Source organism: Candidatus Falkowbacteria bacterium (genome assembly GCA_013336275.1).
In the GTDB taxonomy this organism is placed as follows: Bacteria; Patescibacteriota; Patescibacteriia; order Patescibacteriales; family GWE2-39-37; genus JAAXUA01.
Window position 1 is genome coordinate 1 of the sequence record JAAXUA010000006.1, and the last position, 14,670, is coordinate 14,670.

Sequence of the window (14,670 nt, forward strand, 5' to 3'; positions counted from 1 at the left end):
CGACGTAGGAGTCGGCCGCCTGGTCGGTGTCCCAGGCGATGTCGATGGTGGTGTTGCCCACGTTGGCGGTCGAGACCGAACCCGGGATGATGGCTGGGCCGGCTTGGGTGGTGAATGAGTAGCCGTCATCGATACAAGTACTTGAGGCGACAAGGCTGCCAGCTGCGGAACGTACTTGATAATAATAGGTGGTATTAGGGTTAAGTCCCAGAAGGGTGACCGTATGACCGCCGAAGTGGCTAAACTCGTCACGAAGAGTGGCGCTGCCAGCCGAGATAGCATCGGAAAAATCACAGCCAGCGCTGGTCTTGTAATAAACCAATGAATCGGCCAGCTTCGTCGTCTCCCAATTGATAGTCGCCTGAGTAGTATAAACGGCCGTGTGGTTGATCGACCCGCCCTTGATGGCTGGTGGCAACTCCTCGGTGCTGGAACCGAACGAACCGCCACCACCTTCGCCAAAATTCTGGTAGCCATCGGCTTGGGCCTGGATTATGGGTGACACGAACGAGTCGTTGCCGCTCCCGTCCTTGGTAGTGACATAATAATAGGTGGGTTCGATCGACGGTGCGTTGTTGTCGGTAAAATAATTAATAGTCGAGCTAGTGATAGTGCCGTAGTGATGGAATGTCGCCTGGCCGTCGGTCGAACGGTAGATGTTGTAGCTCGAAAAACTGCCAGAGGGCTGATTGACACTGACCACCTTCCAGGCGAAGAACAAGCGGAAGTCAGTCAAGCCATCCTTGATATTGGAAGTGTCCTGGATCATGAAGCTCTGTGGGGTTTCGGGAGTGGTGGCCGACTGCACAGTCGAAACATTGCCGAACAAATCACGGAATTGAGCATAGATAGTCAGCGGATTGGTACTAAGTGAACTCGTGGCGCTGGCAGCATAATCAACCCACCCCGCATTGTTGCTCGGAGAGAAGCTGGCGTAATCAGTAGGATTGTCCGAATAGCGCATAGACACAGGCGAGTTGTCGGTGGTAGAGAAGCGGAAAATACGCGGACTGGACGAAGCGACAATGACTGGATAATTAGCGGCTGACACCGGGGCTCGGCTATCCAGAACGAAATCGGCTGAATCGCTAGAGCCGGATGAACGCGCGGCCTCGCCATCATTAGCAATGACCCTGATGCGGGCATTGGCAATCTGATCAATGGTAACAGATTGCTTCGGGTCCCAAGAAAGTTGATATGCATTGAAGGTAGAAGTGGCCACGGCCTTGGTTGCAGTGGCCGCAACGGAAAGGCCGGCGGTAATCGGCGAATAGCTTGACCCGCCATTGGTCGAATATTCAAAAGAGGGGGTGATGTTGTCAGTGATAGTATCAATATCCCTGGCCTGATAACCGATAAAGACCTTGCCATAATCCGGATCAGTGGAAGTGGTAACCTGGTGGGCAGTAACGCCAGCAACTTCAGGAGGCTCATTGGCAACATAAACAATGGTAATTCCCTGATTAGCACCGCCAAGAAGGGTCGGGGTGTTCGCCCCGTCCGATTCTAGCGTAACTAAATAGCGAAACCATCTATTGTCAGAAGACGTAGCGTGGGCGGTGTTGATGGCCTGGCCGATCGCGGCGCCATTGACGGCAGAAGTGTAAAAAGTGCTAGCATCATCCGGACCGAGCCAAGCCGACCAAGTACCAGGCGTCCCCGGCGCGCCCGCATTGTCAGGTGCGGTCGAAATTTGGAATTTTATGCCAGTGCCAGCTGCTAGATTCTGATACCACTGGATCTGGGCGATCATATTCGCGAAACTGCCCGTATCATAAGCATTGGAAATGAGAGTGCCGGAAGGCTGATATTGATTGTAGCCGAAGGTAATATTATCAAGAGACGGACTTTGCGCCGGATCGGCAGTTGAAAAAGCTGCCCGGTATTGGACAAAGCGATCACCCGCACGGACGCAGCTATTGCCAGAAGAAATCGATGCGCCATTGCCGATGTCTGGGCAAGTGGTTATGTCGTCAGCGGCCCAGTTAATATCGTCAGGATTGCCCACCGAAAGTTCATCCACGTTTAATACCAATTCTACAAAATCAGTATTAAGGGAGCGCCGAAGGGCTAGTTCCGTTTCGCTATTTTCTTGCGAGTTAAAAGTCAGTTCTTGGTTGGTTGGCTGAATATATTCTGACTCTGGGTTGGCAATTCCTAAGAATTCGCTCAAACCAGAAGCTAAACTTGAAATAATATTTAAAAATGATGAGCCCCCGATGATGCTAGCATACTCGGTTGACTGCCCAGACTGATCACTGAATGCAAGCAGCTGATAGTTGATAACGACCGAACCGTTTGTGTCAGAACCGCTGCCGCCGCCAGCCTGAGTCGATGAAGCATAGGTAGCGCCGCCACCTGGTCCACCGTCGCCTCCGCCAGTAAAATATTCATAGTTACATTCGCCATAATCATAGTCATCATAGTCATAACCGTAGCCGCCCTGACCGCCCTTAGCCTCAATCAAGCGTGTCGACCCTGAAACAACTGCGCTCGAACCGCCACCGCCACCGCTACCAGAGGCATAGCAATAATTATCGCCCCAACCATTCTGTGAATTATTACCGCCGGTGCCGTTCGCATAGCCGAAGCCTCCTGAACCTCCGCCAGCGCCGTCATCTCCATTATAATATTGGCGCGACCCGCCAGCGCCACCGACATAAATTTTTAAGGTTGCTCCAGGGGTGACGGATAAAGTTGAAGAGGCCAAATCGCTGCTACCTCCAGAGGTGTCAGATGAGCCACCGCCACCGCCCCGAATAACCACACTGATTGAGGTAACTCCTGTCGGCACTATCCAATTAACAAAAGCCCCAGTGTAGCCAAAAGAGGTGCTGCTGGCCACTCCGCCGCAGCCGTTGTTAGTACAGCTGGCAGAGCATGCCGCTGGGCAAGCTCCATTGCCTCCGCCACTATCACACTGTTCCCCTGCCTCCTGCACTCCATTGCCGCAAACCGGGCCGATGCCAATAGAAAAATTAGAGCACGCCGAATAGTTTGATTCAGGGGTGACTTGTGGTGAATTGCGACTCTTGATCCGCCAAGAATAACCGCCATCAGCTAATGAGCCCTTGTTCCAATCAGTAGCGCTGATCCAGCCACTGTTGCTATCGAGGCTGCCGCAGCCGGCGCCATTATGGAATTCGACATAATATTCCTTGTCGCTATCACCATCCAAATCGTCATAAGCCGCCCAGGACATAGTGGCCGAGTTGCTGGTCGTTGCCACGCTGCGATTGGGACTGGCAGGTTCGTTCGGGGCGTAATTGTAGTGTCTGGAAGAAGCGGCAACATAGATATATCCGCTGCCGTCTATATACTCATCCAGGGCCGCAATTTTATTGCCCGTAAGGTCGCCAGCAGCAGCCAGATGACCAGTATCCAGCTCTTCCCAGCTACTACCATTATTATTCCAAAGATATAGTCCGACATCATAACCGGCCTGCGCTTCGCCGTAACCGCGCCAATTTATAGTCAAACCCGTTGTCGAAGCAAGGGCGTAATTACTTTTCAACCGATAAATCTGATAGTCGTATTGATCATGTCCAGTTGTCAATTTCGTTTCCCAATATGAACTGTCTGAGGCGCTGGTCAAGTTCTTATTGCCGCCAGCCGGAGAGGTCAATGCCGAAACCAGCGGCAACGAAACACCTGCCGTCTCCCAAGCTTCACTGCCAGAAGTGCCTATGTTTATGTATTTGACCGTCGGCGCGATCGAACCGTTGCTGCGACCAGAGCGAACCTTTACAGAAAAAGGTTGGGCCACTGGGTTAGTCCACGCAAGGTTGTTCCAAGACGATACAGACCTACCCAAATCCACGAAACTCGAAGTAAAGGTACCGGACGGCAGATAGCTGCCAACATTGACACTGACGTTAGCGCTGTCGAGGGTTGGGTTTTGTGTTTGATCAGCCGATGCATTGAGGGTTGCCTGGTACCAAAGATATCGATTAGTGCTCGATGCACAAGTCGTGTTCAGAGTTGCCGTTCCATTCGATCCAGTAGCGGCTATATCACACGTTCCCGAGGCGAAACTTGGGGTCGTTGTTGAATTTGTTGCTTTTACTTTATAGCTAATAGTTGGCCCGACGGCCACAGACGGCCCGGTTATCGTCAAGTTATCAATATAAGTTCCTGCTCCGCTTGATATATTGATCGTGTGTGAGCCGGCCGAAACAACTTTCGAGTTTGAGCATGAATACCAATTATTGATTGGTGATAGCGTGCAAGTAGCCGCGCCAGTGCCATCGACATTTGAACTAGCTGTTACCCCCCCGTTTGTCGTATACGCATTGTATGTCCAAGAAACCGTTCCTGCGCCCGAAGTAAACGCCTTTGAGATGCTCGGAGAAGCTCCCCCCATCGATACGCTGTTTGATGGATTTCCAAAAGCATTACCACTAACAGTCCCGCTATTCACCGTCCACCCTGTGAAGCTAGTAAACGCATCGGAAAACAACGTTACATTAGCCGTTGGCACTGTCTCTGTCCAAGAAAAATTATTCCAAATATTATTCAAGGCTGTGCCTGCGTCAAAATATGAAGTGTACGTTCCGCTAGCATAATAAGTATAAACCGTGCCGTATTTGGAAACGTAGGCTGTCGTGTTGTTTCTGCCCGAAAAATAAACATTACCGTTATTGTCCGAGGTTACGGCATAACCTTGTGTGACATTTGGAACGCTGAATGAACTTACTAGAGCAAAGCTTGAATTCAGTCTTGTGTGCATCGTCCCGCCATTTCCGGTCAAATAAATATACCCGGCCGAATCCACTGCCACCTGCATATTGGATCCTCCATAACTATTGGTGGCACTTAAAAATGTACCGTCAGGAGCAAATTTTTGAACTCGTGTTGGGTAATCTGTAACATAAATATTCCCCGAGGAATCTAATGTTACATCTGCAGGCGAATAAAATTGACCATTTGCGGTGCCTTGAGCAGCCGTGCCACTGGTGTGCCATCCGTAACCGGAGCCGCCATCCCATCCCAACCACGCGACGAAACCGCCATCGCTCGATCGGTATTTGTCAATTTTAAAACCCGAATCATTGGCGACATAGAGGTAGCCTGATTGGTCAATGGTGATACCCTTGCCACCTGGATGGCTGATCGAATAGACAAAACCCCCGCTGGAATTATACTTTTTAAAAGATGGTATTCCTGACTTGGTTATAAAATAGAAATTTTGTGCGGAATCAACCGCGACATCATAGGCCCAAGCCACATTATCATTAGCACTGACAAAGCCTGTCTTATCAAGCAACAAGGTGCTGCCGTCTGGACTGTATTTCAAGATATGCCCAGACGAGCTTTGTCCATCAACCAAATAGATATTGCCAGCGCTATCAATTGTCATGCCTCTTGTCAGGGTATATCTTCCGTCATTGAACTGAAAAGTGTTAGTAAACGATGAGTTTTGTACAGCTAGCTGGATGCTGGAGCTGGCTCCGGTCGAACCGTTGGCCACGACATTGGACATGCCACTGGCAGCCAAGCTGCGATTGTTGAAGCCGCCGGTCAAATTGCCAGGCCCGGGCGTAATCACCGAATCGGTTGTTTGAGACAAGCTGTAGTTCTGGCTGGTCTGTGCCAACTTGACCGAGTTGCCGCCGACGGCCGTCGAAGAGGTGGCGCCGGCATTGAAATCCGCATCCGTGGTCTGGGTGGTTGAGCTAGCGGCAATATTCAAAGCGATATTCTGACCGGACAAGTTAAGGGTCGAAGATGCAGCCAAATATCGATCCCAGCCGGTCATAGTTGCAAAGCCCGCCGAAACACCGTTGGACCAATCTATCTGCTTAAAATCCTTAGTCGCGGCCCAAGTCGGGAGCTTGCCGCCAAAAAGCAGGTTCGTGATAAGGGAGGACATGACTGAGACAGCCACGATTGCGGTTACGCCGGCGAGCGAGAATAATCTAACCCTGCCCTGAACCTTCTTGTAAGACGCATAGGAAAAGGGGCAGGAACGCAATTCTCTTTGTCGGAAAAATAGATTAAATGAATTTCCTGGATCAGCGAAAAGTATAACTAAAAACTTGTACAGATCAGTCACCACCTGCCAGAACACCAAGTAGACATTCAAACCGATGATGCCGAAATAAAAAATGCTCGAGGCATAGGGCTGATTCAGCCGTTGTTCGAGCTTCTGCGCCAATTTGAATTCTATCTGTTGTACCTTGCTTTGCAGCAAGTGAAATATTCTAAGCATGGATAATAAAATACTCTTTGTGAGTAAGCTTATTATAACATATTTTACAACATCCAAGAAGTGAACTTATAAAAAATAAATAAGGAGCTCTTGGCTCCTTATTTATCAATATCGAATCTGTAATTCTTGTTATATTTTCCCAATAATTTCAACTGCGCCTTGGCGGATTAACTTTATTTCACCAGAAGAGGCGTCAACTACAGTCGAGCCGAGGGATGGTTCAAGTGCTCCGCCGTCGGCCAGAGCCGCAATCATTCCAGCTTCATTTTTGAAGTAAGCCTGGACCTGCTCGCCGGAAAGCGCTGCAGGCTGACCGCTAGGGTTGGCGGAGGTTGAAATTATCGGTCGGCCCAGTCTTCGTGACAGGCTGGTTGCCATCCGATTGCTCGACAAGCGGACGCCGACTTTTTCCTGGCCGAATACTCCCAAAAACTCCGGTCTTACAGGAAGAATCATGGACAAGGCGCCTGGCCAATACCTTCTTGCCAGGCGCCGCGACAACGCGTTGAACTCGAAATATTTTTCGGCCATCGCCCGACTCCCCACCAAGACCAGCAGCTGCTTGTTCTTATCCTTGCCCTTGATCGAATAAATTTTTTCCACTGCTGCCTGGTTGGTTGCATCGCAACCTAGGCCATAAACGGTTTCGGTCGGATAGGCGATTACTTCGCCTTGTGCCAGAAGAGCAGCCAGCTTCTTCAACTTGGCTGCCGTATCGGTTTTCAGGTCCAAAATCATCATATGTTCAAAAGCGACTTGAGCACTTCGAGTACCTGCGGGAAAACCGGTTTGACGAACAGGATAAAATTAATGAAATAAGGCGCGGCCTCCGACTTGGCGAGAGAAGCTGTCACCCAGGTACCCACGATCGGTTGGCCCGAAATGGTATAGAGCCCCAAGCCGATCAAGAAGAAGCCTTCGATCAGGCCGAAAACTGCGCCGGCCAAACGGTTGATCGTTTTCAGGAAAGGAATAATCGTCAGGATGTCGAAGACGTGATCTAAAAGATAGAAGCCGAGCGCGATCAAGCGGTTGATAAGGCCATAGAGCAGGAAGAAAACCGTCACCTTGCCCAAAACCTCGTGTCCCAAAAACCAGCCCGAAGCCCAATCGTAAGCCGGCTGGTAAAACCAGCTGGCCAAGAGCACGCCGCCTATGACGGCGATGAGCGAGCCGAGAGTCCGGATTAGCCCGAAGAATAGGCCATAGAAGATAAACCCGGCCAGGATGATCAGCAGTATCGCGTCAAAAATTGCCATGCGGATTATTCCTCACCCAGCAAAGCCCTCAGCTCCGCGATTTCACGCTGCTGGGCTTTGATGATGTCTTTCAGCCGCTTGTTCTCGGCCTGCAGTACGCCGACCCGTTTCTCCCAGTCCTTGGCCTTCTTGGCCAAGATATTATTCTCGACAGTCAGATTTCTTGGCTTGGCAGCTTCCTTCTTGCACTCGCCAGCATAGAGGAACTCGGCTTTAGCGGCGCTAAGCATGCACTTGTTGGAGTAAGTGGTCTTGATCGGATCGCAGGGGGCCTTGATGCACACCACCTTCTTCTGGCCGCAGACCGGGTTATAATCCATGGTGCAAGCCACCGGTTCCTTGTTCTCTTTTTTGATTATGGGTTCAGCCTTCTTGCCGGAACCGCTCAAGGTCATTTTGACCTGGTTCGAATAAAGACCACATTTGCCGCCGAGGTATTCGCAGACGCGGACGTAGTAGATGCCATCGCCGGAGAAAGCCTCGAGCGTATCGTTCGACTTGTTCGGCTCGGCATAATAATGATACTGGTCGCCGGAGCGGAGCGGGTAAGTCGGGTCGGGATTGAGCGACCAGGCGATCTTAAAGCCATTGACCGAATTGCCATTGGTCGACCAGCTGATCTGGTTGTCGCCTCCGGCGGTCAAAGTAATCGATTTGACCGTGCTGACCGGCTGGGACTCATTGGTATAGGTGGCCAAGACAGCGTTGGCACCCACGACGAAAGCGGCAACTAGCAATAATACCAGGGCCGCAAGCGATTTCTTTTGCATGAGCTTATCGTTAGTAATTAGATTCTCGGAAACAAGGATTCCGGCTTGGTTACCGTGGCGCCTGGAACGAGGCCGCCGAAACGTGCCGCCTCATGGAAATCATTCTGCGACTCGCCTTCACGGCCTAAAGCTTGCCAAATCGCTTCTGCGACCTTCGGCATGAACGGCCAAGCCAGCCAAGCGATGACCCGCAGAGTCTCAAGCCAGATATAGAAAGAGTTGCGCATGGCAACCGTGTCGGCCTGCCCTTCCTTCAGCGCCTTCCAGGGTGTCAATTCCGAAATATTCTTATCCAGCAGTCCGACCAGCTTCATGATGCCGGACAGCTCGTTGGAAACCAGGACGTTGTCCATAGAGTTGCAATAGACGCTCAGCTGGTATTTGACCTCTTGGATCAACTGTCCGTGCGTCAACTCAGGCTGGGTCGGCTCCGGCACCTTGCCATCATAACCGTTCAAAGTCATGGTAATGAGCCGTGACACCAGATTGCCAAGACCATTGGCCAAGTCAGCGTTATATTTCTCATCCAAGAATTTCCAAGTGATATCGCCATCATTACCGAAAGGCGTCGCGCCCATCAGGAGATAGCGGGTGCCGTCGACGCCGTATTTCTTGACCAGATCTTCGGGGGCGATGACGTTGCCAAGAGACTTCGACATCTTCTGCCCTTCAGACAAGAAGAAACCGTGCACGAACAGCTCTTGCTGCACCGGCAAGCCGAGTGACAGAAGCATGGCTGGCCAGATCGTGGCGTGGACGCGCAAGATGTCCTTGCCGATCAGCTGGACGTTGGCTGGCCAGAACTCCGGCGCCTTGCCGGCCTCGCCATCCCAGCCCAAGCCGGTGAGATAATTCAAAAAGGCATCGGCCCAGACATAGATTGTCTGATTCTCATCCCAAGGCACGGGAATGCCCCACTTGACCTTGGCCCGGGAAAACGCCACATCATTCAAGCCGTTCTGCTCGATGAAGCTGACCATCTCGTTCTTACGCTCGAGCGGGCGGATCTTCAATTCATCGCGCTTGATCTTGTCCAAAAGTATATCCTGATAGCTTGAGAGCTTGAACATGTAGGCCTCCTCGCTCATCCATTGCGGTGCGACCTTGTGGTCGGGGCAGAGCCCGTCGACCAGATCTTTTTCGTTCTTGAACTGCTCGCACCCTTGGCAATAAAGGCCCTCGTATTTGCTCTTGTAAACATCCCCTTTATCGTACATCTGCTGCAAGGCCCGCTGAACGGCCAGCTTGTGTGCCGGATCCGTGGTTCGGATGAAGTTATCATTGGAAATATCCAATTCATCCCAGGCCAGCTGGAACTTGGCCGCCACTTCGTCGACGAATTGCTGCGGCTCTTTGCCCTCCTCTTCCGCTTTTTGGGCGATCTTGGCGCCATGCTCGTCGGTACCGGTCAGAAAAAAAGTCTTGTCGCCGGTCATGCGGTGATAGCGCGCCAAGACATCGGCGGCAATAGTGGTATAGGTATGTCCTAGGTGCGGCTGAGCGTTGACGTAATAGATCGGCGTAGTGACGTAAAATTTATTCATTATCGTATTTTAATAATCGTAGCAATTCTTTAGGATAGTTATTGATAATCATCTCATCGTCCAATTTGATCTTGTGCCTGAGCTTCTCCAAAGGCGCATCATCGCCCAGCTCCCAGATGGAGTGGGCATCGGAATTGACGATGATCTTCTGGCCGTGACGTTTGACTATGGCCAACATCTTTTCGATATTGTCGAGCGTGTCTTCGGTCAGCCGATGCGAACGGAGATATGAAGTGTTAATCTCCAGAAGGACCTTGTGCTCACAGGCCGCCTCGGCCACTTTTTTTATGTCGACAGCGATTTCCTTAGTGACGAACGGATGGGTGATGACATCGACTTTGCCCGAACGGATCGCCGCGACCATCGCCCGCGTGTTGGCTTCAATTCCGACATCCTTATAAGCCTCGCCATGGAAGCCGGCCATGACATAATCGAGCCGCGCGAGCAGGCGGTCGGCCAGATCAAGCTCTCCATCTAGGCCAATGACATTAGCCTCGATGCCTTTCAAAACCAGAAGACCATCGATCTTCTGCGGCACCCGTTTGAGGCCGCCGAAATAGTAATCATTAGTCGTGGCGCCATACATGGTCGGACCATGATCGCTGATACCGATGATATCCATCGACAGCTCTTTGGCGCGATTCACGTATTCAGCAATCGTGCTATGGGCATGGCCGCTGAATACCGTATGGATGTGCAGATCAATCTTCAGCATAACTACTTGGCGATAATCACTACGAACTCCCCCTTCTGATCGTCCTGATTGCTCTTTATCTTTTCGATTATCTTTTCCAATTCGCCGCGATAGACGGTCTCGTACATCTTGGACAGCTCGCGGCAGACCACGACCGAGGTCAGGTGCACGATTTTTTTGCACTCTGATTTCCTAGCTTTCTTATAATATTTCTTTTCTGCTTCTATTTCATAATCCTGGTTGCTGGCATTATCCTCATCTCCTTCTTGATCGGCTGCCTGCACGGCCTTGAGCTCATCGTTCAAGGCTTTGAGTTCTTCTAAAAACTTGATGATGCGATGCTTGGATTCATAAACCACTACCGGAAACTCGCTTTCGATGATTTTCATGATGAAAGTCTGCCGACCCTTCTTGTGGGGCGGAAAGCCGAGAAAGACGAACTTGTCAGCAGCGACGCCGGAAATGGACAGGGCGGCTGTGACCGCCGAAGCGCCCGGTACCGATTCGACCTTGACTTCGTCATCGAATTTTTCCAAGACTGCCTGTACCAGCATGCCGCCCGGATCGGAAATCCCTGGCGTACCGGCGTCAGTGACTAGGGCTAGATTCTTGCCCTCTTCAAGCAAGGACAAAACACGATCGACCTTGTGCAGATTGGAGTGCTGATGATAGGAGATAGTCGGAGTCTTGATCTCGTAGTGAGCCAGCAGCTTGCCGGTCACCCGGGTGTCTTCGCACAAAATAAAATCAACCTCCTTCAATATGCGGAGGGCGCGGAGTGTTAAATCTTCCAGGTTGCCGATGGGAGTGGCGACGATATATAGGGTTGGCATAATGTTTTATTGGCTGATATCTTCTTTGCGTTCACGGACATACTTGCCCCACTCCTCGGCGATTTCGACAAAGACCTTGAATGGCGCTTCGATGATGAAATCCAGAATGAAGACGAAGACGTTGATTTTGGAAAAATGCTGCGACAGCCATTTGCCGACAGCGATGACCGGGACATAGAAAAAGTCCGTGATGAAGCCGAAGATATTCTCTTTAGCATCGACTACCATCAGCTCGCGGACGCGTTTGCGGATGCGGATGCTGAAGAAGCTGATCAAAGCCAAGAAGAATAAGAAAATGGTGATGCTGATGAAATTGAATCCGATCTGGGCCAAAAGATATATGACCGCACCGAAAGTGACCATGAAAGTAACGCCGTAAAGGAAGTTGAAAAAGGCGTTGCGAAAACCGCTGCGTTTGACCGGCGGCCGCAACCTCATCGGTTCCTGGCGGGCTTTCTCAGCGAAAGTCAGTTCCTCGATGCCAGCCACGATCTTGGCCGTGTTGGCTTCTCCTGGCAAGCGGGTGAAAAGGATGATGAAAAATAGCAAAATCGGCGGCATGGCGACATTGACAGCCAAAGCGCCGAGGCTCGGATTCTCCTTCAAAAGCGTAGCCAAAGGAATTTCCAGGATGAATACCAAGAACATCTTGGTTACGAACAGGTAGATGATACTGCGGATGGCGGCACGCCACAGCTTCGACTTGGTCTTCTTGTACCGCTTGGCGCAGACGCCTTTGATATTGCGCGGAAAAGCTTTGGGGTCTTTCTTGAAATCATCATAGACCGAAACCGGGTTTTCGGAGATCACTTCTTGGAGGATGCTGAAATAAACGGTGTAGCGATCGATGATGCGCCCGAGCTGCGGTGCCAGCGGATGTGCGATCTGCTGGTTGATCGCGCGGTAGAGACCGACCAAGTTGGCGGCCGTCTTATTCATGACCTCTTCTGATGGCTGCTGCCAATCGGAGACGTAAAATTTCAAGAGGACATAGCTGACCATGTCGCGATCGGCCTTGAGATAACTGCGGTAAATCCCGGAAAAGATCTGGATTTCCTTGTCCTTATGATATGGCGAGTCGTCCGGGAATTTGATGTCTTTGGCCAGGTTGGCATAAAGGATATTGATCGCCAGCTTGGTAATCGAATCTCGCTTGAGCTTCTCTTCGATCTCGCAAGCGGCCAAGGAAATCAGCCAGCGGTTGATTTCTTTCTTCTCCTCATACTGAAGTTCATCCAGCCTGGGTGCAGCCAAGCGGCGCAAGATTATGTATTTATCGATAATCGCCCCTACTTCGGCGATGTTGCTCTCTGGCAGCTTATTGTTTGGCAGATAGCCGGCGCGGATCATCTCCGTCAGCAAGTGGGCGGCGACTTCCTGGCCGTTGCGCACCTGCTCGATCGAGATTTGGCGGCGGATGATGCGGTCGATGGCGTTCTTGTGCAGCAGATGATCTTCTTTGTCGTCGACCGAGTTACGGATCTTCTCGTAATAAAAAGCCATCTTGGAAATGATATCCGAAACCTTGATTTTCGGCTCATCAGTTTCGCGGGTCGATTGGCTTTGGGCGCGATAAGTCTCCTGAAAGAGTTTTTTGATCTCTTCAGTCACGGTTAGCCTAGTTTCTTCTTTTTTACTGAGGGTTGGGTTAAACATAATAGAAAGCTAACGTTAATTACCTCCATTGTGTATATTGTAACACATTTTTCGGCTAAAATCAAGAAAAAAGCCGACACTCGAGGTGTCGGCCGACAACCGCTCACTTGGCGGCATCATAGAATGGCCTACGGTGGTCGATAAGGACAAAGTGGTGCGAATTCGCTGCCAACATCTCCCGGACCTGCTCTTTGAGGCCGTTAAGCTCAGCTCGAGCCAAGTAATCCAGGAATAACCGGTTGAGGCGCAATACCGCAGCCTCGCTTCCCTTGAAGCCGATGCAGCTGGTGACGTGCCAGCTGCCATTGTACCCGCGAATATCCATGTCGCAGGCCTGCAAGTTGATGAAGACCTGGCTGCCTTCGACATCCACGACGTAACTCGCGCCTTTGAAGGTCTCGCCGCACAAGTACTTGTCGGAGATGCCGTGTTCAGACTTGAACTCTGGGTTCTCCAGCCTTGAGATGAAGCCCGACTTTATCACTTCCAGAAGCAGCGCCAGGGCGCCATCAGAAAAACACTCCGTGTCAGTGATCCGCTTGCGCAACGACTCCGCATCATGCAATATTGTCCGTTCCATGGGCACGCCTCCTTTATCGTTTGGCCATCATATTCGGCTTGGAATGAGCGATAAAAAATATTTGTAAAATCCTATGGGTTTAGCCGGCTTTCGGCATCGTTTTTATCGCGCATACGTACTCGTCTAAGCAGGAAAAACGATGCCGAAAGCCGGACCCGCAAAAATTGTTTACCAATAAATTTCCCGAAGAGGCTAAAAAAAGAACAGTTATTGCTAACTGATCTTTTTGAATGAATCGATAATTTGTTTTTTCATGGCGTCGGTCCACTTTTCTTTCCAGTCTTTGGGAATATTGTTCCAGAATAGGATATAATGGCTGCGATCCTCGGCGGAACCGATCAACTCGAAAGCCCTCTCTGGCTGATGTTCTTTATTGGTAACGACCCGGATAGTGACGACTTCGGCATAACCTGGTACGATTTGCGGAAAATCAGTATCACTGGTCGGAACGAAGATCTGCAAATCAGTGTAATCGCCCTTATTCTGCCGCTGCGTCTGAAAATATTGGAACTCCTTCGGTAAAGTCAGGCCGAAACCCAAGTCTTTGGCGGTGTAGACATAGCTGCCGTTTTCCCCCTGGCTGATCGGTACTTCTTTCTTGAAGCAGCCGGAGAGGATGAAGGGGAGAAAAATGATGATCAGGACGGAAAAAAATTGTTTCTTGGTCATAATAAACAGATGCTTAATCTTAAGTCCATATTGTAAACGCTCCTCCCCGGTTTGTAAAGTAGCCTATTTTATCTTGAACAGCTGGTCCAATTCACGCTTCAGCCACCAGAACTTATCAGCTAAATAGATGAAGACCATGGCCATAAGGATAATCATGAAGCCGAAGACCAGACGGGTGAAAAAATTGAAGAACACTACCAAGATGCCCAAAAGGATCATCATGGCGCCAGTCGTGGCTAAAGTCCAAGCCATACTGTCAAGTTTGCGACGCAATTTTTTCAGAAAATGATTCATAGGTTTGTTTTAGATTTTCAATATCTTAATAGTACCATATTGTGCCGATTTGGCCCAGCATCGGAAAGATCGGCTGTTTTTAGCCTAAGACTTGCCAAATAAATAAAAACCAGTTATAATCTTATCAAGATAAGGCAAACGGAAAAATAAATAAGTCCGC

11 protein-coding genes are annotated in these 14,670 nt (G+C 50.4%); all 11 read right to left on the reverse strand.

Going from position 1 to position 14,670, the window contains the following annotated elements:
- On the reverse strand, positions 1-6,211 hold a 6,211-nt coding region (locus HGA34_05010), incomplete at its 3' end, for a hypothetical protein (protein NTW22865.1).
- Between the two features lie 129 nt (positions 6,212-6,340).
- Complete coding sequence (locus HGA34_05015; GenBank protein ID NTW22866.1) at positions 6,341-6,952, reverse strand: threonylcarbamoyl-AMP synthase; 612 nt, start codon at positions 6,950-6,952, stop codon at positions 6,341-6,343.
- Positions 6,949-7,470, reverse strand: a complete 522-nt coding sequence (locus HGA34_05020; protein ID NTW22867.1) for a CvpA family protein — start codon at positions 7,468-7,470, stop codon at positions 6,949-6,951. The genes HGA34_05015 and HGA34_05020 overlap by 4 nt, the downstream gene beginning before the upstream one ends.
- Before the next feature lie 5 nt (positions 7,471-7,475).
- Complete coding sequence (locus tag HGA34_05025; GenBank protein ID NTW22868.1) at positions 7,476-8,240, reverse strand: hypothetical protein; 765 nt, start codon at positions 8,238-8,240, stop codon at positions 7,476-7,478.
- A gap of 17 nt (positions 8,241-8,257) precedes the next feature.
- Positions 8,258-9,784: a methionine--tRNA ligase gene (gene metG / locus HGA34_05030; GenBank protein NTW22869.1), complete on the reverse strand. Its 1,527-nt coding sequence runs from the start codon at positions 9,782-9,784 to the stop codon at positions 8,258-8,260.
- On the reverse strand, positions 9,777-10,499 hold the full coding sequence (locus HGA34_05035; GenBank protein NTW22870.1) for a PHP domain-containing protein: 723 nt from the start codon (positions 10,497-10,499) through the stop codon (positions 9,777-9,779). Before HGA34_05035 ends, metG begins: the two co-directional genes overlap by 8 nt.
- Before the next feature lie 2 nt (positions 10,500-10,501).
- Positions 10,502-11,311, reverse strand: a complete 810-nt coding sequence (gene rsmI, locus HGA34_05040; GenBank protein ID NTW22871.1) for a 16S rRNA (cytidine(1402)-2'-O)-methyltransferase — start codon at positions 11,309-11,311, stop codon at positions 10,502-10,504.
- 6 nt (positions 11,312-11,317) lie between these two features.
- Positions 11,318-12,967 carry a hypothetical protein gene (locus HGA34_05045; protein ID NTW22872.1) on the reverse strand — a complete coding sequence of 550 codons (1,650 nt, stop codon included), beginning with the start codon at positions 12,965-12,967 and terminating at the stop codon, positions 11,318-11,320.
- A gap of 103 nt (positions 12,968-13,070) precedes the next feature.
- Positions 13,071-13,547, reverse strand: coding sequence for a hypothetical protein (locus HGA34_05050; protein NTW22873.1), 477 nt, complete (start codon positions 13,545-13,547; stop codon positions 13,071-13,073).
- Positions 13,548-13,760: 213 nt separating this feature from the next.
- Positions 13,761-14,216 carry a hypothetical protein gene (locus tag HGA34_05055; protein NTW22874.1) on the reverse strand — a complete coding sequence of 152 codons (456 nt, stop codon included), beginning with the start codon at positions 14,214-14,216 and terminating at the stop codon, positions 13,761-13,763.
- Between the two features lie 63 nt (positions 14,217-14,279).
- Positions 14,280-14,510, reverse strand: a complete 231-nt coding sequence (locus tag HGA34_05060; protein NTW22875.1) for a hypothetical protein — start codon at positions 14,508-14,510, stop codon at positions 14,280-14,282.
- Between the last annotated feature and the right edge of the window lie 160 nt (positions 14,511-14,670).